Source organism: Sphingomonas sp. SORGH_AS_0438 (assembly GCF_031453475.1).
Lineage (GTDB): Bacteria > Pseudomonadota > Alphaproteobacteria > Sphingomonadales > Sphingomonadaceae > Sphingomonas.
The window spans coordinates 1,457,770-1,478,463 of record NZ_JAVIZS010000001.1; the positions used below are offsets into that span (position 1 = coordinate 1,457,770).

General features: G+C 62.6%; 17 protein-coding genes. 10 read left to right on the forward strand and 7 right to left on the reverse strand.

What is annotated here, in order from left to right; genetic code table 11:
• Window positions 1-213: 213 nt before the first annotated feature.
• Window positions 214-1,104, reverse strand: coding sequence for a LysR family transcriptional regulator (locus tag QE452_RS06850; RefSeq protein ID WP_309658971.1), 891 nt, complete (start codon window positions 1,102-1,104; stop codon window positions 214-216).
• Window positions 1,105-1,196: 92 nt separating this feature from the next.
• Here QE452_RS06850 and QE452_RS06855 point away from each other — a divergent pair, with 92 nt between their 5' ends.
• Both QE452_RS06855 and QE452_RS06860 read left to right on the forward strand, forming a co-directional pair.
• Window positions 1,197-2,375 carry an alpha/beta fold hydrolase gene (locus QE452_RS06855; RefSeq protein WP_309658970.1) on the forward strand — a complete coding sequence of 393 codons (1,179 nt, stop codon included), beginning with the start codon at window positions 1,197-1,199 and terminating at the stop codon, window positions 2,373-2,375.
• 15 nt (window positions 2,376-2,390) lie between these two features.
• Window positions 2,391-2,969, forward strand: a complete 579-nt coding sequence (locus QE452_RS06860; protein WP_309658969.1) for an NAD(P)H-dependent oxidoreductase — start codon at window positions 2,391-2,393, stop codon at window positions 2,967-2,969.
• A gap of 325 nt (window positions 2,970-3,294) precedes the next feature.
• Here QE452_RS06860 and ligD read toward each other — a convergent pair whose 3' ends face one another.
• A complete protein-coding gene (gene ligD, locus QE452_RS06865) occupies window positions 3,295-5,757 on the reverse strand; it encodes a DNA ligase D (RefSeq protein WP_405052744.1) in 2,463 nt (820 codons plus the stop codon).
• Window positions 5,735-6,643: a Ku protein gene (locus tag QE452_RS06870; RefSeq protein WP_309658967.1), complete on the reverse strand. Its 909-nt coding sequence runs from the start codon at window positions 6,641-6,643 to the stop codon at window positions 5,735-5,737. Before QE452_RS06870 ends, ligD begins: the two co-directional genes overlap by 23 nt.
• A gap of 68 nt (window positions 6,644-6,711) precedes the next feature.
• Between QE452_RS06870 and QE452_RS06875 the strand changes: the two genes are divergently transcribed.
• Window positions 6,712-7,248: a hypothetical protein gene (locus QE452_RS06875; RefSeq protein WP_309658966.1), complete on the forward strand. Its 537-nt coding sequence runs from the start codon at window positions 6,712-6,714 to the stop codon at window positions 7,246-7,248.
• 474 nt (window positions 7,249-7,722) lie between these two features.
• Here QE452_RS06875 and QE452_RS06880 read toward each other — a convergent pair whose 3' ends face one another.
• The 3 genes from QE452_RS06880 to QE452_RS06890 are packed head-to-tail and all read right to left on the reverse strand — an operon-like array spanning window position 7,723 to window position 11,160.
• Window positions 7,723-8,781, reverse strand: a complete 1,059-nt coding sequence (locus QE452_RS06880; RefSeq protein ID WP_309658965.1) for an MBL fold metallo-hydrolase — start codon at window positions 8,779-8,781, stop codon at window positions 7,723-7,725.
• A 38-nt stretch (window positions 8,782-8,819) separates the two neighbouring features.
• The gene (locus QE452_RS06885; RefSeq protein ID WP_309729779.1) at window positions 8,820-10,127 is read right to left on the reverse strand and encodes an MFS transporter; all 1,308 of its coding nucleotides are present in this window, start codon (window positions 10,125-10,127) and stop codon (window positions 8,820-8,822) included.
• A gap of 58 nt (window positions 10,128-10,185) precedes the next feature.
• Window positions 10,186-11,160, reverse strand: a complete 975-nt coding sequence (locus tag QE452_RS06890; protein ID WP_309658963.1) for a hydroxyacid dehydrogenase — start codon at window positions 11,158-11,160, stop codon at window positions 10,186-10,188.
• Between the two features lie 368 nt (window positions 11,161-11,528).
• On the opposite strand from QE452_RS06890, the gene QE452_RS06895 reads away from it, so the two are divergent.
• From QE452_RS06895 to QE452_RS06910, 4 genes are all read left to right on the forward strand, one after another.
• Window positions 11,529-14,225 (forward strand): TonB-dependent receptor domain-containing protein, encoded by a 2,697-nt coding sequence (locus QE452_RS06895; RefSeq protein ID WP_309658962.1) that lies wholly within the window; start codon window positions 11,529-11,531, stop codon window positions 14,223-14,225.
• Between the two features lie 48 nt (window positions 14,226-14,273).
• Window positions 14,274-14,948 (forward strand): RraA family protein, encoded by a 675-nt coding sequence (locus QE452_RS06900; protein WP_309658961.1) that lies wholly within the window; start codon window positions 14,274-14,276, stop codon window positions 14,946-14,948.
• A gap of 47 nt (window positions 14,949-14,995) precedes the next feature.
• Window positions 14,996-15,751 (forward strand): helix-turn-helix domain-containing protein, encoded by a 756-nt coding sequence (locus QE452_RS06905; protein WP_309658960.1) that lies wholly within the window; start codon window positions 14,996-14,998, stop codon window positions 15,749-15,751.
• Window positions 15,752-16,707: 956 nt separating this feature from the next.
• A complete protein-coding gene (locus QE452_RS06910; protein WP_309658959.1) occupies window positions 16,708-17,784 on the forward strand; it encodes a methyl-accepting chemotaxis protein in 1,077 nt (358 codons plus the stop codon).
• A gap of 128 nt (window positions 17,785-17,912) precedes the next feature.
• On the opposite strand, the gene QE452_RS19055 is transcribed toward QE452_RS06910, so the two are convergent.
• Window positions 17,913-18,332: a nucleoside deaminase gene (locus QE452_RS19055; RefSeq protein WP_405052790.1), complete on the reverse strand. Its 420-nt coding sequence runs from the start codon at window positions 18,330-18,332 to the stop codon at window positions 17,913-17,915.
• Here QE452_RS19055 and QE452_RS06915 point away from each other — a divergent pair.
• From QE452_RS06915 to QE452_RS06925, 3 genes are all read left to right on the forward strand, one after another.
• A complete protein-coding gene (locus tag QE452_RS06915; RefSeq protein WP_309729781.1) occupies window positions 18,222-18,473 on the forward strand; it encodes a hypothetical protein in 252 nt (83 codons plus the stop codon). The two genes, QE452_RS19055 and QE452_RS06915, sit on opposite strands and share 111 nt — an antisense overlap.
• Window positions 18,474-18,542: 69 nt before the next feature.
• Window positions 18,543-19,211 carry a hypothetical protein gene (locus QE452_RS06920; RefSeq protein ID WP_309658958.1) on the forward strand — a complete coding sequence of 223 codons (669 nt, stop codon included), beginning with the start codon at window positions 18,543-18,545 and terminating at the stop codon, window positions 19,209-19,211.
• Window positions 19,212-19,986: 775 nt separating this feature from the next.
• Entirely contained in the window at window positions 19,987-20,589 is a 603-nt protein-coding gene (locus QE452_RS06925; RefSeq protein ID WP_309658957.1) for a glutathione S-transferase family protein, read from the forward strand.
• The last annotated feature ends 105 nt before the right edge of the window (window positions 20,590-20,694 follow it).

The window sequence follows — 20,694 nt, forward strand, 5'->3', positions numbered from 1 at the left end:
GCGGCCGCCCTGATCCGGTATTCTGATCCCATCGGACACCATCTATGCCACAAGGCTTGGCGTCACGTTACCACCGCATAAGATCACAAGCTTGGAGACCCAGAAACGGACACTCGCAGCTTCCCGCCTGCTTACCAGGATTCGACATTCGTTCAGGTTGGAGGTAGCCGATACCGCGAGTATTCCTCATGTCGCTGCAGCCAACCGAAATCCTCATCCATCTGCGTGGCTCTTCGCAGCTTCGACCAAGGCGTCGATGAAGACCCGAACCTTCGCCGACAAGGCCCGGTGGCTTGGATAGAGCGCGTGGATGGCAACCTCGTGGGTACGACCGGCAGGCCACAACCTGACCAGTCGGCCCTCCTCGACAGGAGCTTTGACGAGGAAGTCCGGAAGCCGTGCGATGCCGCAGCCGCCAAGGACGGCGGGCAGGATCGCTGCGGCGTCGGAGATGACGGCATGCGGGAGAAATTCGGCGATGCCCGCTGGTCCAGCTGCGCCGTCGTGATAGGCCACTGGCCTATCCGCATAGTCGAGCAGCGTATGGGCATGGAGATCGGTGGCGCGAAGCGGTGTGCCGCGCACCGCGAGATAGTCAGGGCTCGCGCACAGCCATGTCTGCGATGTCAGTAGGTGCCTCGCGATCAGATCGCTGTCGGCCAACGGGCCAACCCGGACAACCATGTCCACGAGCTCGGCCGGCATGTCGATGACGCGGTCATCGATCTTCAGGTCGACGCGCACTTGCGGATAAGCCGCCATGAAGGACGGGAGCAGCGGCGCGACCAGCGCGCTTGCAATCGTGAACGGCAGACTGATCCGCAACGTGCCGCTAGGCACGCCGGCAAGTCCTTCGAGCGCCGCCCCCGCCTCATCGACATCGGCGAGGATGCGAAGGGCGTGCGGCCGGAATAGGGTGCCAGCGTCGGTGAGGCGCATATGCCGGGTCGAGCGATCGAGGAGGACGGCACCGACCTGCTGCTCAAGCCTGGCCAATGCGCGACTGACCCCTGATTTCGGCAAGCCCAATGACCTTGCCGCAGCCGAAACGCTCATCAGGTCGGTGATGCGCACGAAAGCGCGAAGATCAGACAGGTCCATCATTGTTGCACCGTATGCAACACCTGTCGCGTATAGGCCATCTAATCAAGTCGCTATGCAACGACTATCCTTTCCCCGACACGAAAGGATGCACCATGAGCCTCACGATCAATCAGGCACAACCCGATGCGGTGACGGCGTTCCCGATCCACATACCCGACGCCGACCTCAGCGACCTCGCCGACCGGCTCGATCGTGTGCGTTGGCCCGACCCCGGCCCGACCACGGATGGGCGTCAGGGGCCTGCTTTGCCGACGATCCGGCGGTTGGTCGAGCACTGGCGGGACGGCTACGATTGGCGGTCTACGGAGGCCATGCTCAACGGATGGGGCAGCAGCAGGACCGTCATCGACGGACTGGGCATCCACTTCCTACACATCCGGTCGCCACACGCGAATGCCACTCCACTGCTGCTGACGCACGGCTGGCCCGGCTCGATCCTCGAGTTCCGCGACCTGATCGGGCCGCTCACCGATCCGCAATCGCATGGCGGCGATGCCGCGGACGCCTTCCATCTCGTGATCCCGGCGCTGCCGGGCTTCGGCTTCTCGGACAAGCCCACCGGGCCCGGCTGGGGCGTGGGCCGCACCGCCGCGGCATTGGGGCAGCTGATGCAACGACTGGGCTACGGTGACCGCTGGATGGCGCAGGGCGGCGACTGGGGGGCTGCGGTGACGACAGCGCTCGCCCATATGCGCGCGCCCGGTCTGGTTGGCATCCACCTCAACATGGTGATGTTTCAGCCAACGCACGCAGAAATCGCCGACGCAACGCCCGACGAACAGCGGATGCTTGACGACGCCCGGCGCTATGACCGGGAATACTCGGGCTATATGAAGCTGCAATGCACCCGTCCGCAATCGGTCGCATTCGCGCTGGCCGACTCCCCTGTAGGTCTGGCGAGCTGGATCTACGCGCTGTTTCAGGACGTATCCGACAGCGATGGTGAGCCCGAGCGCGTGATCTCGCTCGACCATCTCATCGACGACGTGATGCTCTACTGGCTACCAAACTCCGGGCCGAGTTCGGCGCGCTTCTACTGGGAGGCCGCGCAGGAGATGGCGCAGCGAATGCCACACGGTCCGATCCCGTTACCGGCCGGGGTCAGCATGTTTCCCGGCGAGCAGGTTCGGCTCTCGCGGCGCTGGGCTGAAGCACGCTTCGCGGATCTGCGCTTCTTCGCTGAAGCGGATCGAGGCGGACACTTCGCAGCGATGGAGAACCCGCAGATGCTGGTCGAGCATATCCGTTCAACCTGCCGCACAATCCGATAAACTGGAGTAGTATTAGTGCACATCCTCGTCGTCATGGCGCATCCTGCCGGCCCGTCGCTGACCCGCTCCGTTGCGTCTTCATTTCTCGATGCTGGAGCAGCGCTCGGACACACCGTCGAGCTTGTCGATCTGGTGGCGGAAGGGTTCGATCCGGTCTTCGGACCTGCTGACCATGCAGCGTTCACCGCAGCTGGCCCGACGTCGCCAGATGTGCGCCGGGAACAGCAGCGGATCGATCGGGCGGATCATCTCATTCTTGTCTACCCGGTCTACTGGTGGTCATTGCCGGCGGTGCTCAAGGGCTGGATCGATCGTGTGTTCGTGTCTGGGTGGGCATTCGAGGAAGATGTCGATGGAGGCATCGTCAAGAAACTTGGACGGTTGAACGTCCATCTGATCGCGCTGGCAGGTGCCAGCGCCGCGACCTATGCCAAGCACGGCTATCGCGATGCGATGCGCGCCCAAATCGATCATGGCATCTTTGACTTCTGCGGCGCGACGGTGGTCACGTCCGAACTCGTCGATGGTCAAACGGACGATCTCGCCTCGTTGCCAGCAAGGGTTGCCAGCCTTATTGGCTGCCACCTTGCGTGACGGCCGATGCAGCTGCGCTGCCTGACAGACCCAGATGCGGTCATTCACGACGCCTTCCTCGCTGCTCAACTTCGGACGCTCATTCATCTGTGCGCTGTCCTGCCGTCTGGCATCTGGTTCGAGCCATGAACGTCTGAATCGGTCACTCCTTCCGGGCCGCCATCGGAAGGCATATTGCTTCAGTGAAGGTTGCGACGTGGAGGACAGCGGCCGCCTGCTTCCGCGCATATGATAGCTTGTGTTGGTGAATGGTCTTCGGATGCACAACGGCAAAGGCTCACCCAGGTGTTCCGCGACCGCCGGTGATGAAGCTGGGCCTCGTCACTTAGACATCAGGCAGCGTCTGGCGAGCCATTCCCCATCCGGCCAGTGCGGGGCTGGCAGCGCGGCGCAGAAGCGTTTCGGTATCACGCACCATCCAAGCTCCCGCCGTCTCGATCTCTCGCAGTTCGGTCCATGACACCGGTGCGGCGACCGGTGCGCCGGCCCGCGCCCTGACGGAATAGGGCATGACCGCAGTGCTGCCGCGCTGGTTGCGGAGCCAGTCGATGAAGATGCGCCCCGAACGCCTCGACTTGGTCATCGTCGCTACGAAGCGCTCAGGGTTGGCTGTTGCCAGCGCACGCGCGAAGCGCTCGGCGAAGCTCTTCACCTCTGGCCATGTCGTTGCGGGGGTAAGCGGAACGATGACGTGGACGCCCTTGCCCCCAGAGAGCATCGGAAAGCTCGTCAGGCCCAGCTCTGCCAGTTGCTCTTTCAGATGTTCTGCCGCGCGTCTGGTTTCGGCAAATGCCAGCCCCTCATCGGGGTCCAGATCGAACACCATCCGGTCTGGCGTCTCGACTGCCGCCACCATCGAGCCCCAGCCGTGAAATTCGATCGCGCCCATCTGCACGCAGGTGATCACCCCATCGGTATCGTCGACATAGAGGTAATCGTCAGCCTCGCCATCCTTGTCGTGAATCGAAACGCGGCGGACATGGTCGCCGAAACTGCCCGCATCATGTTTCTGGAAGAAGCATTTTCGCCCCCGCCCCTGTGGGCAGCGGACGAGGCTGACCGGGCGGTCGCGCACGAACGGCAGCATCAACGGAGCGATCACTGCATAATAATCGGCAAGATTGCCCTTGGTGAGGTCGCTCTCGGGGAAGATGACCCGGTCGCGATGCGTGATCACGACGCTTGTCTCAGCGGGAGGTGGTGGTACGGAGACGGTCTGGCTTCGACGGCTGGTCAGCCCGATGAAGCTGGGATGGCGCAGTAAGCCATCCGGGGTGGTCTCGGCATAGGCGATGTCAGCCGAAAGGCTGGGTGTCACCCAGTGCGCGCCCTTTACCGCCGCCTTGGGCGCTACGACCGTTGGCGACTGCCGTTCGATTTTTTCTAATTTGAGGCGCAGCGCTTCCATCGTTGCCAAATCAAACCCGGTTCCGACCTTGCCGGCAAACACATGTCCGTTTGGCCCTTCCCGAGCCAGCAACAGCGATTTGAAACCATGGCGCTTATCGGAGGGCAGCCAGCCAACAATCGCATAGGCATCACGCCTGACGCACTTCACCTTGATCCAGGCGCGGGTGCGGCCGGAGTGATACGGGGCATCTGCCCGTTTCGATACCACGCCCTCCAATCCGTCACGACACATCTGATCCAGTAGCGCCTCGCCCTGGCCAATCACATGTTGCGAGAAGCGGATGTCAGCGGGCGCATCAGCCACGAGAGCGCGCAGTCGCTCCTTTCGCTCCAGCGTCGAGAGCGCGGTCAGATCCTCACCGTCCTGCTCCAGCAAATCGAACGCCATCAGCACGATCTCGCCACCATCGCCGATCGCATTTTTCAACGTCGAGAAGTCCGGTCGGCCGTCTCTGAACGCCACTGCTTCGCCATCAATGAGCGCGGTGCCGGCCAACCGGGTCGCGGCTTCAGCAATGCCGGGGAACTTGTCAGTCCAATCAAGGCCCGTACGGGTGAAGACCCTCGCCCGGCCATCGCCAACTGCCACGAGCACGCGATAGCCATCGAACTTGATCTCATGCAGCCATGCGTTGCCCGTCGGGACGGTATCCTGCAGCGTGCATAGCTGAGGCCGGCGAAACTCAGGCAATGTCAGCTTGCTTTGGCTGGCTCGCTGGGGCGAGGCGTGGCCAGTGACCGTAGCCTTCCTCCTGGAGGAACGCGCGGGGTGCCCGTCTGCGATTTCCGCCATGGTGCGTCCGGTGGAGATGCTGGTCAACGCCCCCTCTACCAGCCTGTCCGCACCACCCGCCTCCTCATCATTTACCTTGCGCAACAGCCAGTTCTCGCGCTTTTCCCGGCCGCGCGGCTTCAGGCGGATGAGCATCCATTCGCCCCGCATCCGCTCACCATTCAGCACGAAATGAAGGTGACCGGCGTCGATGTCCGACGCAGACTTGCCCTCGATTGGTGACCAGGTGCCGCGATCCCATAGCATCACAGTGCCACCGCCATATTCACCAACGGGAATCGTACCTTCGAAGGTCGCATAGGACAGCGGATGATCCTCCGTGCGGACCGCCAGCCGCTTTTCGGAAGGGTCAAGGCTCGGACCCCGCGTCACTGCCCAGCTCTTCAGCACGCCATCCATTTCCAGTCGCAGATCCCAGTGCAACCGGGTGGCGTCATGCTTCTGGACCATGAACAGGTTGCCATGCCCGGGCTCAAGCGTCCCGGCTGGCTCGGCGGTGCGGGTAAAGTCGCGCTTGGCGTTGTAGGTTGCCAGCAGGTGCGAGGCATCCTTCGCCACAGTCTTAGGCACGTTTTCTGGCCGCATGCTTGGCGGTCGGCTTGCCGGTCGCTGCCTTCTTTGCCGCCGGCTTCTTTGGCGCAGAGTCCGTTGCCGCAGGTGCCTTCGCCGATGACGGTGCGGCCTTGCCACCCATTGACTGACGCAGGGCGGCCATCAGATCAACGACGTTGCCACCCTTGGCCGTCTCGCTATGTCCATCATCCTCGACGATCTTCTTGCCGCGGGCCTTGCGCTTGCGCTCGATAAGGTCGCGAAGCGCATCGACATAGCGGTCATGATATTCCTGTGGGTGGAATGGGCCACTCTTTCGGTCGATCAAAGCCTCCGCCAGCTCCAGCAACTCGCCCTCAGGTTCATCGTCGGGTATCTCTCTGAAATAGCCTTGGGCTTTTTCCATCTCGTCGGCGTAGCGCAGCGTCTCCAGGACCATGCCTCGCCCTGATGGCTTGAGGCTCACCACATACTCCCGGCCCCTGAGAGCCAGTTGCCCCAGACCTACCTTTCGGGTTCGCTTCAAAGCCTCGCGCAGGACGATGAATGCCTCGTTCGCGAGGTCGTCGGCCGGTACCACGAAAAACGGCTTCTCGTAGTAGAGCACGTCGACAGCGTCTGCATCGACGAACTGAGTCAGCTCCAGCGTCTTCTTGCTCTCGAGCTTGACCGCGTCAATCTCATCCTGCTCCAGCAGCACATATTCGCCCTTGGCTACTTCATAGCCCTTCATGATCTCGTCCTGATCAACGGGTCCAATGCCCGTCACCACCTTCTCGTAATGAATGGGTTTGCCGCTGGGCTCGTGAATTTGCTTGAACGAGACGGTCGCGCCTGAACGCGTGGCGGAGTAGATCTCCACCGGGATGGATACCAGGGCGAGCTTGATCTGCCCCTGCCAGTAAGCGCGTGCGGCCATGCCGGTTCTCCTCGGTGGTATGCAACGCACGACAGGTGGTGGGAGTTCGCTGGAGAGCGAAAGGTTCAATGGCAAAAGCACCGAAACTCAGGGTGTTCACCACCCCAATCGGCTTTCACGATGCCTTGGTGGCCGCCCCCAGTCGAGCAGCGGCTTTACGAGCCTGGGGTAGCGATCATGACCTATTCGCGCGTGGGGCGGCATTCGAGGTCACTGACCCCGATTTGATGCAGGAGCCGCTGGCGAGGCCCGGCGAGGTCGTTCGACGCCTGCGGGGTTCGGAAGCCGAGCAATTCGCCGCCCTGCCCAGGGACCGACCGGTTGCGGACAAGGCGCGGTCTGCAAAGGCCAGCGCCACCAAGGCTGCACCCAAGCGAACAAAGCCTTCAACCAGCGACCTGGAACGAGCCGAGGCGTCACTACAGGCGGCAATCAAATGTCACCGTGAGGCGGATGCAGAGGCCAAGGCCCGCGTGGATGCAGCACAGCGCGATCGAGCCAACCTTCAGCGGCAGCAGCGGAATGAGGAGAACAAGCTGCGGGAGGCCCGCGACGAGGCACAAGCAGCGTATGATCACGCCATCGAGCAATGGCGTGAGGTCTGATACCGGCGTGGCGGGTCGGCCCCGCTTACATAAAGTCACTTGCCCAGCTGGTATTCGGCCGTCTTGGAATTGGTAGTTAAACGAAGAATGTTGGTGTTTGGGCGGCTCCTAAAGGGCAGCTTTTGACGCCAACCACCAAATTGCTGTCATTCCTATGCGTAATTCGTGCTTTTAACGACACCACGATCCGACACACACGCTGACCCACTTTTGGCCATTCCGGCGACCTTATCAGCCGCCCAACTTTGGACATTCGTTAATCTTCATGGCTGCATACCTAAGCCTGTGGCTGCGCCTCTGCCTTGACCCGCTCAATCAACCGAGCCGCGACGGTGGCTCTGATCGGTTTGCCAGCAGCGATCTTGCGCCATGTGTTATAGCTGATACCAAAGCGTGGCTGGAGAGCCTCATCCGTACGGCCGGGACAGTGCGCCACGACATGCGCGATGATCTCACCCGGGAGGGTGCACATGCTCATGACGCGCCTCCGCCGGTTTGCTTGATGGCGTGAGTGCCCGGCTTGATACCACCTCCCGCAATCGCCTGATCGATATCGGCACTGAGGCAGCCGCGCCATTCGGCGTCATAGCGGATCACGCCTTCCCGACCGACAACATAAGGATTGGGCTCGCCGGCGCGTCGCCGCTGCAAAGCGGCCACTCGGGTGAGGCCATCATCGCCCACCGTGTGGTTGGACAGCACAACATCGGCCTGCATCCAGTCGGTGTAATCAGCGAAGTGGTCGAGCGAATGACGAAATGTCATGAGCGCGGCAACATCCCGCGGCGAACCCTGACCCCCGAATAGGGACGCCATATGCGGTACGCCGTGATCGCTGACCGAAAACAGCAAGGAAATCGTTCCAGGTGTGTGCCCCGGCGTCAGCAGCGCGGTGACGGAACGGCCACCCAGAGTGATGGTCTGACCGTCCTCAATGAAGAAATCATCGGCGGCCTTCACGGGCAGCGTCCCCATCATCGGCTTGCCGGTCCAGTCAGCGCGGCTCATGCCGATCTTCGCACCCGACAAGGCCTTCAGATAGGCCGCGCCGCCAAAGTGATCGAGATGATTGTGCGTGATGACGATGATGCGGATGCGTCTAGGGTCGAGGCCCAGCGTCTTCATGTTGGCGACGATGACGTCGCGCGCATTTGCCTCGCTGCTCAGCGCATCGAGCAGCAGGATGCCGTCGTTGGTATCGATCGCCCATATGTTGTTCTCGGCGGTTCCGATCGAATAGACGCGGTCGAAGACCTCGACCGGCTTGGGTGCTGGCGCCTTCAATGGACGTCGTTCGCGTACCGCCTGGCATCGATAATAGAGCGTCACCGGCCACAGCTTGCCCCCAGCCTCCGCGGCCAGGTCCGCATAGGCATGTGCGCCGGGCGCAGTATAGCCGCCGATCCGCCGCATTTCCTCGACATCATGGATTTCCGGCCGACCACCATTGGGCGACTTGGCTGGATCCTGAGCCAATGTAGGTGCCGCCAACAATGCTGTCGCAGCGAAAAGGACGTGTTGCCGGGTCTTCATCTTCAATCCCCCTGGCCGTCAAATTTGATTGTGGCGGGTCATACAGCCACCACCGGCCGGGCGCGCGCCTGCCGCCCGACGATGATGACGGCCAATGCGCTGCCAATGGTCAAGCCGGCGAGCGGCATCAGTGCGAGAACGTGACTGCCCGTTCGGGCGTGGATCAGGCCGTACACGTTTACCATCAGACCACCCCCGATCAGGTTGGATGTCGCGTTGATCGCGGCGATGCCTGCCGCCGCGGTACCGGCGGACAGCCAGCTCGACGCCATGCTCCAGAAAGGCCCCTTGAAGCAGTAGGCGCCCATCAGGACGAAGGTGAGCAGCAGCACGGTCGGGGCAAGCCCGGTAAGGGCGAAGGTGCCAAGTACGCCCGCTGCGATCAAGAGCAGGGGCAACGCTGTGTGCCAGCGCCGCTCGTTGGTGGCGTCGGAATGGCGTCCCCACAGCACCATCGCGATCGCTGCCACGCCGTAAGGGACCGAATTGACCAGTCCCGTTTCGAGATTGGTCAAACCATAGGATTTGAGCAATTGTGGCTGCCACACACCCAGCACGCTGCCAGCGGCCGACGCGCCGCAACAGGCGAGCACCATCGCCCAAAAGGCCGGCGTACGGATCAGCCCCCAGGCGGAGCCGTGCACCATCGGCCGGCCGTCGGTCGCGGCGGTGGTGGCGGCGCTCAGCCAGCGCTTCTCGTCCGTGTCCAGCCACTCGGCCTGAGCGGGGCGGTCGGTAAGCACACGCAGACAGGCCAAGCCGAGCAGGATCGTCGGCACGCCTTCGCACAGGAAGAGCCACTGCCAACCGTGCAGGCCACCTACGCCATCGAGCGACAGCAGCACCCCACCAAGCGGCGAGCCGATGAAGCTCGACAAGGGAATCGCCACCGCAAACAAGGCTAAGGTGCGCCCCCGATAGAGCGGCGGCATCCAGTAGGTCAGGTAGAGGATCACGCCTGGGAAGAAGCCAGCCTCCGCCGCGCCGAGGAGGAAGCGCATGACGTAGAAAGACTCGACATTCCACACAAAGGCCATGGCCGCAGAGACGATGCCCCAACTCACCATGATCCGTGCGATCCACAGCCGCGCCCCGACGCGCTGGAGCATGAGGTTGCTCGGCACCTCCATCAGGAAATAAGCGATGAAGAACAGGCTGGCGCCAAAGCCGAATACGGTGCTGCTCAAGCCCAGATCGGTGTTCATCTGCAGCGACGCCATGCCGATGTTGGCGCGGTCGATGAAGGCGAGAAGATAGCAGAGCATCAAGAACGGCAGCAACCGCCACGTCACCTTGCGCATGACCCTCGCTTCAAGGGGGTCGGGAAGTTTCTCACGGCTCATCATCACCAAATCCTCTCCAGGACCTGCGCGCCGCCTCTTTTCGGGCGGCGTCGCACTATGTTCAGGCGGCCGTCGCGGCCAGATTGTTCACCAGGTTGCGCGGCTCGATCGTACCGGCTGTCAGATAGCCGGCGATTTGGTCGACCACGCTGATGCCGACCCGGATCCGCGCCTCCCGGGTATTGGCCCCGACGTGCGGGCTGACGACGAGATTGTCGAGCGTCCAGAAGGGGTGATCCGCAGCCGGTGGCTCACTGGCGAACGTATCCAGACCGGCGCCAGCCAGCGGGCCAGTGCACAGCGCCGCATACAGTGCCACTTCGTCGACCAGCTCGCCCCGCGCCGTGTTGAGGAGGATGCTGCCCGGGCGCATCGCGGCAAGCGCCGCAGCATCGACAAAGCCGCGATTGTCGGGCGTCAGCGGGCAGTGCAGACTGACGATGTCACTTTGCTCCAGCAGTTCGCGCACCGTGGCGCAGCGGATCGTGCCGGCGGGAAGCTGAGCATCGCTGAGATATGGATCATAGATGCGAACCGCTCCGCCGAACGGCGCCAGCAGATGGAGGAACGCGCGGCCAATCGCCCCCAGTCCGACCAGACCAACGGTCTTGCCGGTAATTTCCGTGCCGGCATAGGTTGGCTTGTCCCAATGACCGGTCCGAACCCGGCGATCCAACCACGCGGTCGATCGGGCGACGCTCATCAATAGAGCAAGCGCCTGCTCGGCGACCGACTGCGCATTGGCACCGCCCGCTACCACGACCGGAATGCCTCGCGACGATGCCGCGTCCCGGTCGATACCGTCCACGCCGACGCCATGCTTGGCGATGATCCGAAGCGTCGGAATTGATTCGATGACTGCACGCGACACGACGCCCATGCGGACGATGATTGCCTGCGCGCCGATCGCATTCGCCGCAGCAATCATTTCATCAGCGTCCGCATAAGGCTTGAGCGGCACGAGCGTCAGGTCATGCGCTACTGCTTTCGCAACCGCAGCCTCGCTCAGTAGCGGCCCTGCGATCAGCGCGGTCATCCCGCTTGTGTGCCTCGTCACATCCCTCTCCCTTTGGCGGCTTCCCCGCTCATAACCTCACAATAGCCGCCGCCCGTCGCTTCGCAACTTTATTCTGAAACGACGTTGCGTTTTGTAATACCTCCGCTACAAGCCACTGCTGACGGGCGCAAAGCTCGCATGACAATCAGGAGAGGCACATGCCCATCGGCCGCATCGCCCATACGCGTCATCTTTTGCTGGTCGGCGTCAGCGCCGTTTGTCTCTGGATGCCGGAAGCTTCTGCCCAGACCGCGGCGGCGGTTGAAACAAGCACGCCTGCACAAATCGCACCCGAGGCAATCCAGACCCAGGCTCCCCAAACCGCTGAAGTCGCGCCGGACAGCACGGTGACGCCTGAGCAGGCACCAGAGCAGGAAAAGGACATCGTCGTCACCGGATCGCGGATCGGTCGCAGCGGTTTCACCACGCCGACGCCCGTCACGGTCATCAATTCCGAGCAACTTGTAAAAAGCGCGCCGTCAACGCTCGGTGAGTCGCTCCGCAACCTCCCTGCCCTCACCGCGACCTCCGGTCCGCAGCGCGCCAGCGGCACGCAGGGCGGCGGGCAATCCTTCCTCAATCTGCGCAACCTTGGCGCCGTCCGCACCTTGACGCTGCTCGACGGTCGACGATTCGTTGCCGCAAGCCAGTTCGGCACGGTCGACGTCAACCTGTTGCCCGCAGGCCTAATCCAACGGGTCGACATCGTGACGGGCGGTGCCTCCGCGGCTTATGGGTCCGATGCGGTCGCGGGCGTGGTCAACTTCGTGCTCGACACCAAATATGAAGGTCTGAAGGGCGAAGTATCCTCGGGCATCTCCAGCGAAGGCGACAATGCCGAAAAGCGGGCCATCCTGACCGGCGGCATCAGCACCGCCGGCGACCGGCTGCACCTGATCGCCAGCGCTGAATATTACAAGAACGACGGCATTCTGGAGGGCAAGCGCGACTGGGCGCGGCGTGGCACCAACCTGATCAACGGGCCGGCTGGCGGACCGTCCCAGATCCTGGCGGAGGACGTGCGCAATCTCGGCACCTATGGCGGCACGTTGCTGACCGGCAATGGCGGCACCGCAGCGCAGAACGCGTTGTTTCGGGGCTTGCAGTTCGGCCCCGGCGGCACGGTGCTGCCCTATAGCTTCGGCTCCTACGCCACCTCGACCCAGCAGATCGGCGGTGACGGCGTCAACACCGAGCTGTTCCAGGAGATCAACCGCCCGCTCGAACGCTGGTCGGCCTTCGGCCGTGCCGAATATGACCTCACCGAGAATCTGTCCGTGTTCGGCGAGGCGTCCTATGGCTGGACCGACACGCGCTATTCGACCTCGACCAATCGCCACCAGGTGCAGAACCCGATCACCATCCGCCGTGACAATGCCTATCTGCCGCAGCAAATCCGCGCGTTGCTTGGCGCCAATCCGTCCGTGACCAGCCTGACGATGCTGCGCTGGTCAGTCGAGGGTGGCCTGACCGATGTCGCCGTCACCACGGACACGCGGCGGTTCGTCGGCGGCTTCAACGCGAAGGTTGGCGGGCTGAAGATCAACGGCTATTACCAGCATGGCCGCACCAATCAGCGCACCGACGTGCTGAACAACGAGATCACGGCCAATTTCACCCGCGCCGCCGATGCGGTGGTCAATCCCGCCACCGGCCAGATCGTCTGCCGGTCGACGCTGACCAACCCGAACGATGGCTGCGCACCGTTCAACGTCTTCGGCGAAGGCTCGCCATCGGCTGCAGCGCTGGCCTATACCCGTGGCACCAGCCGCACGGACTCGGTCTTCACTGAGGATGTCGCAGCCCTCAACGTGTCGGGCACGCTGTTCGAAGGCTGGGCCGGACCGATCTCCTTCGCTACCGGCGGCGAATATCGCAAGGAGACGGCCGAACTGGCGGTCGACGCGCTGTCACGCGCGGGTGCCTTCCTGTTCGCCAATCCACAGCCCTGGTCCGGCAAGTACGACGTGCGCGAAGGCTATGTCGAAACCGTCGTGCCGCTGCTCCGCGATCTGCCCTTCGCCAAGTCGATCGATTTCAATGGAGCGGTCCGCTACACCGATTACTCGACCAGCGGCGGCGTGACGACATGGAAGGCGGGCCTGAGCTGGACGGCATTCGACGCGCTTCGCCTGCGCGGCACCCGCTCGCGGGACATTCGAGCGCCCAACCTGTCCGAGCTCTTCACGAGCGGCCGGACCCAGTCGGCGACGATCGTCGATCCGTTCAAGAACAACATCCGCCTGTCCGGCATCTTCGTCACCACCGGTGGCAATGCGCAGCTTCAACCTGAAAAAGCCGACACGCTGACGCTGGGCGTGGTGCTGCAGCCGCCGATGATCCCCGGCTTCAACCTGTCGGTCGATTACTACGACATCAAGATCAAGGACGCGATCGGCACGCTGACGCCACAGCAGACGGTCGACCAGTGCTTCACCGGCAACCAGCTCGCCTGCAACCTCGTGCAACGCGACGCTGGCGGCAACCTGCTCAGCCTCACCGCCTTCCCGATTAACCTGTCCGAGCTGGAGACCAACGGCGTCGACGTGGAGGCGAGCTATCGCGTGCCGCTCTCGTCGATGATGGATACCAACGCGACGCTGAACCTGCGTACCGTCGTATCCTATGTCGGCAAACTGTCGGCGACCACGCCCGGCTCCGCCGCGATTGACCGGGCGGGCGAAGTCGGGATCAGCGCCAATCCGCATTGGCGGTTCAACGCCCAAGCCGACTTCTACAAGGGCAATTTCAACCTGTTCAACCAGGTGCGCTTCATCGGCGGCGGCCGCTACGACGTAACCCGCGGTCCTGCGGCGATCGACCTGCAGAACATCAAGGCCCAGGCCTATTGGGATCTCCAGATCGGCTACAAGCTGGAGGATGTCGGCATCCGGGGCGCCGAGTTCTACCTGAACGTCCGCAACGTGCTGGACACCGACCCACCCGCCGCGCCCGGTGACGGCACCATTGCCCTGGCCACCAACACCGGCCTCTACGACACCACGGGACGCCTGTTCCGCGTCGGCTTCCGCTTCAACTTCTGATCCCCATCCCGGCCGCGCGAAGCGTGCGGCCGGCAGGAGCTTCACGTCATGACGATCGGCTTTCGCGTCCTTCCCCTTACCCGTCGCATCGACCCGGACCTCGTCCGCCAGTTCGCCGCACTGCCCGTCGCCAATGTCAGCGATGCCATGAGCCGCATGGCGGCGGGCGGGGCGGCGCTGCGGCCGATGCATGGTGGCGGCGTACTCGCCGGCCCCGCCGTCACGGTGAAGGCGCGGCCGGGCGACAATCTGATGCTCCACAAGGCGCTGGACATCGCCGAGCCGGGCGATGTCGTGGCGGTCGATGCCGGTGGCGACCTCACCAACGCCTTGATCGGCGAGCTGATGGTGGCTCATGCGGAAAGCCGCGGTCTCGCCGGCATTGTCATCTTCGGTGCGATCCGGGACGTTGCGGCGATCCGCGCGGGCAGCTTTCCCGTCTTCGCGGCCGGGGTGACGCATCGCGGGCCCTACAAGGATGGTCCTGGTGAGGTGAACGTCCCGATCGCAATCGACGGTATGGTGATCCATCCCGGCGATCTGCTGCTCGGCGACGACGATGGCCTCGTCACCGTCGCCATCGACGAGGCCCCCCTGGTCCTTGCCGCGGCGTCGGCCAAGCATGCGGCGGAAACCGCGCAGATGGAGAAGATCCATCGTGGCGAGAACCCGCGCGCCTGGGTCGATGAAACTTTGAAGCGGCTGGGATGTGAAGGCGTGTGATGACAAACCCTTCTCCGTCCCGCTATCGGGGCGGAGAAGGGATCAGCATGGCGACGATCATCAGAGACCGGGGTATCAAAGACAGACCCGCGCTGGAAGGCGTTGCCGCGGCGGAACGGGCGCTCGAGCTGCTCACCTGTTTTCGCACCGGCGACAAGGCCTTGAGCCTGGCCGAAATCGCGGAGCGCACGGGCTTGGTCAAAAGCACGATCATGCGGCTTGCAATCTCGCTCGAACGCTACAACCTCCTCGTGCGCCTGCATGACGGTCGCTACCAGCTCGGCAGCGGCGTTGTACGGCTCGGCACCATCTATCAGGAGAGTACCGACCTCGAGCAGCATGTCATGCCGGTGCTCGCCAAGCTTGCGGCAGAGACACAGGAAACCGCCACCTTCTATGTTCGTCACGGCGACGTGCGTCTTTGCCTGTTTCGCGTGAATTCATCCAACAGCCTGCGGCTCGACGTTGCACCAGGCACCCAGCGACCGATGGATCAGGCCGGCTCTGCGCAGTTGCTGCGGCTGTTCGCCGACTGGCCGGATACCAAGCCTGATTTGCCGCCACTTCCCATCTATACCGCCGGTGCTACGACGCCGCACGTTGCGTCATCGTCCGTGCCAGTAATTGGTCATGGCAACCGCCTCGTTGGGGCGCTCAGCCTCGCGGGGCCCGAGGCACGTCTGACGGAGCACCGCGGGACGGAAGTCGCCTTGCGGTTGCTGTGGTCTGGCCTTGAGTTGTGCCGTGCGCTTGGGGGCGATGCCGAGGCGATTTATCGCATCCCGATCGCGCATGCAACCTGATCAAGTCGACAAAGCAATGTGACCCAGTCCCGGACGTTCAGGCCAGCATCCCCGCTCCCCAACTTTTGCCATTCATGCATAGCAAAAATGGCGCATCATTCGCCATCGTGCTGGACGAATAAGCGCCGACGAAGGTGCAAAAGGCACTGGCGGCTCCTCAGAAGCCGACGACTTAAGGCATGGTCGCGAGCGTTGCGCCTTTTGTCAGTTGGTGACGTCCACAGAAATTGTATCAGACACTACGTGCGCATACCGGATAGGGGCGGACGGAAAACTAAAGAGGAAGACCTTCGCCCGCAATTGATATCGCCCCGGTCCTGGAAAGATCGTTCTTGCGCTTTCGTGAGTAAGGACGCGATACGGAGATGCCGCTGACACGGTAATCAAGTCCTCTGTCTTGAGAGGAGGTGGCGGCGGTGAGCCTGTCATTTGCTCAGCAGAAACAACCGGTCGCCCGGCGTCTGAAATGACTTCAAACGCTATGCCTCGTGTGGGTTGCAGAAGAGGCGACACCGCAAAGGGACCATCCTTCCCGATGAGGTCGACCTCGATCAGTGCTTCCCCGCGCATCGACAAGGTGGGTGCCCGCAAGCGGACCTTGATAGGTGGCTTTTCACCTATCCATGCCGCCTGAGCCGGAGGACTCCACGCCACGGCAGCCTGCAGACCTAGAAGCCAAATCAATGGCATATCGATAGCCCTTTTTTGCGCCTGTGAACGGCTGACCGGTCTCGGGTATACTGCATGATTGACCAAGCAACATATATGGGATGGAAGCGACCCCGCCCTGCCGCTGAGGAGACCCACAACCGGCCATTCAGGTGACATTCTCTCCTTCCCGAAAGGAGACGCTTGTTCATCGAGTCTGGCAACGCGAGCCAAGGCGATTTGGTGATTCTAGCGACGCCCGTCTGTTGCATGTGCGGCATGGTGACGCGGGAGCTCACGGCCAATGAGTGGCTGCTAATCACGGCTTAACCATCGGCGTCTACGATCACATCACCATGCCACGCCGCCTACGTTCCCTCATCGCAGCCCTTGGTAGTGACGTCGATGCGCATGCGACCCGGGTCGAGGGGATCGCGGCTCAGACCAATCTTCTCGCGCTGAACGCAACGATCGAAGCGGCGCGGGCCGGTGATGCCGGCCGCGGATTTGGCGTAGTCGCGACTGAGGTGAAGACGCTCGCGGGCAGCGCCCGCCAATCATCAATATCCTTCCGCGCCGAGGTCATGGACAGGCTACGCCTCGGTGCCGACATCGCCAACGAACTTGTCTCCGAATACGAGGGTGGGCGCCTTCGCGAACTGGCCAAGTCGATCGCGGACGGACTGTCGCGCGCGCTTTACGATCGTTCGATAGACCTGCGCATGCTCGCGTCAGATCGAGTGATGCGCGATGCGCTGGTCGTCGGGGTGACAGTCGAGCGGTATCGCGTTGAGGCATTGGAGCGGCTCCGGTCGCTCCTCCGGCTGTCACCCTACTTCTTGAACGCCTTTCTGGTCGACGCGGAGGGTGTCGTGGCGGTCTGTGCACACGAGAACGCGTCGGTCCGTTCGGTGAATTTTCAGGGCATGGCGCAATTCGAGCGGGCTCGCACATTGAGTGGGGAGGACGAATGGTTGACCGATGAGGTCTGGGACAATCCTTGGTCGAACCATCGCAAAGTGCTCGTCTACGTCGCGCCGGTGCTGGCCGAAGGCCTAGTCGCTGGCGTCTGCTACCTTGAATACGACTTTCAAGGACAGGTCGAACAAATCATGAGCGTATCGCAACGCGAAACCGATGGGGCGATCATCTCAATCGTGGATCGGCAAGATCGGGTCGTGGCCTCAACCGGCGACTACGCCTACCACGCTCGACATCCCCACGCGGTCGCGTCATCGGCTTCTAACCTCTCGACGTGGGACGGCTTAATAGTCGCGCAGGCGACCGTGCCATCTGACCACGGTATGCCTGGGCTGGGCTTCAAATGTGTGATCGAGGATCATGTGTCCACCGAGGCCGAGATCGCCGCTGCTCTCGCTCGATGATACAACCGCAGCTTCGGATCATGCCGCGATGATGGCGCAGATCCACAAGCGGTCATTGGTAAGCTCGAGACGCCCTGCAGAAATCTGCCACTTGTTCATGTTGGCGTGGGCATAGGTTTGATCGTCGCTCACCGCTGTGCCTGAGAGTGGAGTAGGCGGACCTCCTCGGCAAAGTTCTCCACCGGCCCCTCGACCTCCGCACCTGGAATGACGTCCGTGATCCTCAACGGCGCAATGCCAAGTGAGGGTCGGCCAAGCTCCTTCAGCCAATCGCCCAATTGGACTGTCGAGGTCGCGTAGACGATCCGACCCATGCCCGCGAGACCATGTGCCGCTGCACACATCGCACAATGCTCACCCGATGTGTACACCGTGGCCGCTTGCCGTTCGTCTGGGGACAAGTTCCTGGCTGCCCAACGAACGATTGCGAACTCGGGATGTCGCGTTGGGTCCCCCCTGCCGACACGGTTACGGCCTTCAAACAGTATCTTGCCCGAGGCGGAGACAAGGATGGACCCGAACGGCTGATCACCCGCCTCGACTGCCACCCTAGCAAGATCGACGCAGCGGCGCAGGTGGTGGAGATCGTGGTCGTCCATGGTCGTTTCTCAATTTATTCGTATATCTGGCTCATTCCGGCCAAGCCATGCTTGGCAGCGCACATCGCGCAATGTTCGCCCGAGATGTAGATTGTTGCCGATCGCCAGTCGTCGGGGGGACCGATGTTCGGCTGCCCAGCGGGCGATTGCAAATTCGGGGTGGCGCGTCGCGTCTCCGCCGCCCGTCCTGTTCCGATCCTCGAACGGCATCTCGCTCGCGGCCCAAACGACGATGGACCCGAACGGCTGGCTGCCAGCGTCGACAGCCTCGGCAGCAAGTTCGACATAACGGTGCAGGTGCGCGAGGTCGTTGTCTTTGATGGTCATCCTCTCCACTCAGTCTCGAGGATCAGAGTAGCTGTACTGCAACAACTCGTCGTCGGCGGCCCCCACGCCGAAGACGGAGACCTCGGTCTGCACGACCAACCGCCTCGTTCAGCAATTTCAGTCATTGTAGATGAAACTAGGTTTAACGAACATGCAGACGGCTCGGACGTATCCATCGCTGTGGAAACCAACGACGTGCAGCGCCATCCAATCGCCTCAGGCGCCCTCGCGCCGAGCGCCGACGATCATCCGGCGCGCGATCGCCCGTACCGCCTCGTCGTCCTTATCTGCGCCGTCCGCCGGATCACCAAGGTGTTCGAGACTGGCTTCAAGGACGTCAAGCAGCCCCGGATGACGCGCTTCGACATACTCGATCGTTTTGAAGAGCAGGTGCTCGGTCGCAATCTCGCGTCGGCGGGTCTGTACGGCATCATCCATCGGCGGGTGTCCTCTCGTTTAACTAACCAACGCGAGGGGAGGCTAAAGGCTGCGTGGTGGTGAAGCATAGCGAAGGGTGACATCGCCTCACGCCCCTCAAAAGCGACGAGCAGCGGATGGTCAACGGGGACCCAGAAACGGCCGTTCGTACGCGCCTTCCCGCTTCCCGAAAGCCGCCGCTCATTCATGTGACCGGATCGGCTGCTTAAGCGAGTTCGCCGGGCCACTCAGAACGGCCGAGATTGGGAGGCGAGCGGTCCGTCCGCTTAAGCGCAGTCTATAGTGAAAATCGGCTGTTCGCCTGCCTGCTCAAAACGACGTAGCGCCCACGGCTATTGCGATCAGTACCGCGTAGAACAACATAATAAACGACCAATAGGCGAACGGCCTATCTTGCCGCGCTATCATCAGAACCGGCCCATCTGTGTCGAAAACCCTGATGCGTCCGGTTCGAAGCATGCGAGATGCGCGCCAGCCAGCCCAAAGAAGCGCAACGACTAAGCCAATCTTGACGGCCGGGATCATTCGCCAGTGCCTTCTCAACGTCTGCTATCGGGCAGGGTATCGTCGCCTCTGAACGGCCACAAGTGGGCGGAGCCAGCCGCCCTTCCTTAACGTGACGACGACCCACATCCGGCCGTTCAGGCAGCTCTGTAGGCTTCCAACTACGGTCATTGGTTCATCCGCTTCACCCAGTATCGCCGGCCGATCAAGTATCGAGCCGCCCAAGAAGAACCCGAGCGACCTCGCCCGCGAGCGGTTTGCTGCTGCCACCACGCTGGCAACAGCCCCGCTTTAAGCAGCCTCCAACGGCATCCTGGCCGCGGGAGAATTCATCATGCTGACGCTGTTCCACGCCCCCCGTTCACGATCGAGCCGGATTGTCTGGCTGCTCGAGGAGCTGGGAGCGCCCTTCCACCTGCGGCACGTCACGATCCGCTACATGGATGGAAGCGGTGAGGGACCCGATCCCGCCAATCCTCACCCCGACAAGAAAGTGCCCGCCCTCCTCGACGACGGTGCGCTGGTTACCGAGAGCGCGGCGGTGGCGACCTATCTTGCCGACCTGCAGCCTACGGCTGGGCTGGCCCCCCGCATCGGCGATCAAGATCGCGGTGCGTATCTCACCTGGATAAACTGGATCGAAGGGGAGCTCGGTCCGGCCATCTTCCAGCGCCTCAGCGCTGGGGCTGACGCACCCACTCCCGCCGCGCTTCAAGCAGCGCTCCACCGGCTGAATGGCGCGCTTACAAACGGCCCTTACCTGCTTGGGGAGCGCTTCAGCGCTGCCGACATCATGCTGGGCGGCACGTTGGGCTGGGCGCGCGACGTCCTTCCGGCAGAAGGGCCAATCTCCGCCTATATGGCCCGCCTCGCGGCACGGCCGGCATTTGCGCGAGCCATGACACGGGATGCTGCACCGGCGGACAACGCGGCGTGACCCGGAGAGACGGCTGGCTGGGTGCCACAAGCTTCCTCGTGACCGCCGTACTGCTCTTGCTTTGTCATCGAGCGGCACTCGCGCCGCTGGTAGCTGGCCTGTAGA

What these genes read in the sequence shown, in the direction of transcription:
- QE452_RS06915 (WP_309729781.1), top strand. Translation starts at nt 18,222, where the DNA reads ATGTCGCGTTGGGTCCCCCCTGCCGACACGGTTACGGCCTTCAAACAG.
- QE452_RS06905 (WP_309658960.1), top strand. Translation starts at nt 14,996, where the DNA reads ATGGCGACGATCATCAGAGACCGGGGTATCAAAGACAGACCCGCGCTG.
- QE452_RS06880 (WP_309658965.1), bottom strand. Translation starts at nt 8,781, where the DNA reads ATGAAGACCCGGCAACACGTCCTTTTCGCTGCGACAGCATTGTTGGCG.
- QE452_RS06900 (WP_309658961.1), top strand. Translation starts at nt 14,274, where the DNA reads ATGACGATCGGCTTTCGCGTCCTTCCCCTTACCCGTCGCATCGACCCG.
- QE452_RS06885 (WP_309729779.1), bottom strand. Translation starts at nt 10,127, where the DNA reads ATGATGAGCCGTGAGAAACTTCCCGACCCCCTTGAAGCGAGGGTCATG.
- QE452_RS06875 (WP_309658966.1), top strand. Translation starts at nt 6,712, where the DNA reads ATGGCAAAAGCACCGAAACTCAGGGTGTTCACCACCCCAATCGGCTTT.
- ligD (WP_405052744.1), bottom strand. Translation starts at nt 5,757, where the DNA reads ATGCGGCCAGAAAACGTGCCTAAGACTGTGGCGAAGGATGCCTCGCAC.
- QE452_RS06855 (WP_309658970.1), top strand. Translation starts at nt 1,197, where the DNA reads ATGAGCCTCACGATCAATCAGGCACAACCCGATGCGGTGACGGCGTTC.
- QE452_RS06850 (WP_309658971.1), bottom strand. Translation starts at nt 1,104, where the DNA reads ATGATGGACCTGTCTGATCTTCGCGCTTTCGTGCGCATCACCGACCTG.
- QE452_RS06870 (WP_309658967.1), bottom strand. Translation starts at nt 6,643, where the DNA reads ATGGCCGCACGCGCTTACTGGCAGGGGCAGATCAAGCTCGCCCTGGTA.
- QE452_RS06925 (WP_309658957.1), top strand. Translation starts at nt 19,987, where the DNA reads ATGCTGACGCTGTTCCACGCCCCCCGTTCACGATCGAGCCGGATTGTC.
- QE452_RS06890 (WP_309658963.1), bottom strand. Translation starts at nt 11,160, where the DNA reads ATGACCGCGCTGATCGCAGGGCCGCTACTGAGCGAGGCTGCGGTTGCG.